This window comes from Rhizobium metallidurans, assembly GCF_014196505.1.
In the GTDB taxonomy this organism is placed as follows: Bacteria; Pseudomonadota; Alphaproteobacteria; order Rhizobiales; family Rhizobiaceae; genus Rhizobium; species Rhizobium metallidurans.
In genome coordinates, this window is the sequence record NZ_JACIDW010000063.1 from 1 (window position 1) to 1187 (window position 1187).

2 tRNA genes and 1 rRNA gene are annotated in these 1187 nt (G+C 53.2%); all 3 read left to right on the forward strand.

Going from position 1 to position 1187, the window contains the following annotated elements:
* Nucleotides 1-74: ribosomal RNA gene (locus GGQ67_RS25040) — 16S ribosomal RNA — on the forward strand; the annotation flags it as partial.
* Between the two features lie 205 nt (nucleotides 75-279).
* Nucleotides 280-356, forward strand: a tRNA-Ile gene (locus GGQ67_RS25045).
* A gap of 103 nt (nucleotides 357-459) precedes the next feature.
* Nucleotides 460-535 (forward strand) — tRNA-Ala (locus GGQ67_RS25050).
* Nucleotides 536-1187 lie beyond the last annotated feature (652 nt).

Genomic DNA, 1187 nt, shown 5'->3' on the forward strand with positions numbered 1-1187 from the left:
CGGTAGGGTCAGCGACTGGGGTGAAGTCGTAACAAGGTAGCCGTAGGGGAACCTGCGGCTGGATCACCTCCTTTCTAAGGAAGCCTGGATATTGCAAGATGCCGGACACGCTCCGGATGAGCTTACCAATGCTTTTTAGAACATAGATGGCACCAGTCAGGTGACCATCGAAACGCAATACGCCACGGAATGCTTCGGCATCGGATGGTATGGCGAACTGCGCCGTCCACGTTTCTCTTTCTTCATGAAGACAAAACCGTAAACCCTTTCATCGAGATTGGGCCTGTAGCTCAGTTGGTTAGAGCACACGCTTGATAAGCGTGGGGTCGGAAGTTCAAGTCTTCCCAGGCCCACCATTCACTTCGAGTGATTGTTGGATTTGGGTGCCTTGAGCGCCTTGAAGGGATTATGGATTGTTGCCGAGTCTCAGTTCTGACGAACTGAGGCGATCGAGCTGGAGGGGCTGTAGCTCAGCTGGGAGAGCACCTGCTTTGCAAGCAGGGGGTCAGCGGTTCGATCCCGCTCAGCTCCACCATTGTTTTGTCCTGACGCTGTCGCGGCCTTTGGCCGCTGCGCTCCGGACGGGCCGCCGAACGATCGGCGTGGTGCTCTGCACCTGATGGGTGGATAATCTGACCATCGGCAAAAATGTCTTCTGAAGAAATAAAAGTTTGCATCGACTTTAAGTCGTATGCCTGTTCTGCATATATCGTGAAGAGAAGATTGATCTGGAGGCTTCCAGGTGTTGGGTTCTGCCCAATGTCCGAGCCCAGTTCCTGAGAAACCATGGATGGCCTAGCCGGCCGGATATGGTGGAGGGATTGGAGGTAGGAAGGAAGCTTGTCACTCTGGGTCGTTGTTGTTTGTAAGCCCTCGGGTTTGCATCTGACGGACGACTTGATGGCCGTTGCCTGACCGCGCGGTCCTGGATTTAATCTCGAGAAGCTGGTCTTAAAGATCGGACACAAGCGAACTGCTCGGCGTAGTTCCAATAAAGTGATCCGATCGAACACGTCGATGGCATTGTTGGATTGGCTGGGTTGTAAAAGGTAACCCGGTCTGTTGCCGTTTCTGATGAAACGGGAACCAGATGATGAGCATTGGCAATGAGAACGATTAAGTGTCGTAAGGGCATTTGGTGGATGCCTTGGCATGCACAGGCGATGAAGGACGTGATACGCTGCGAA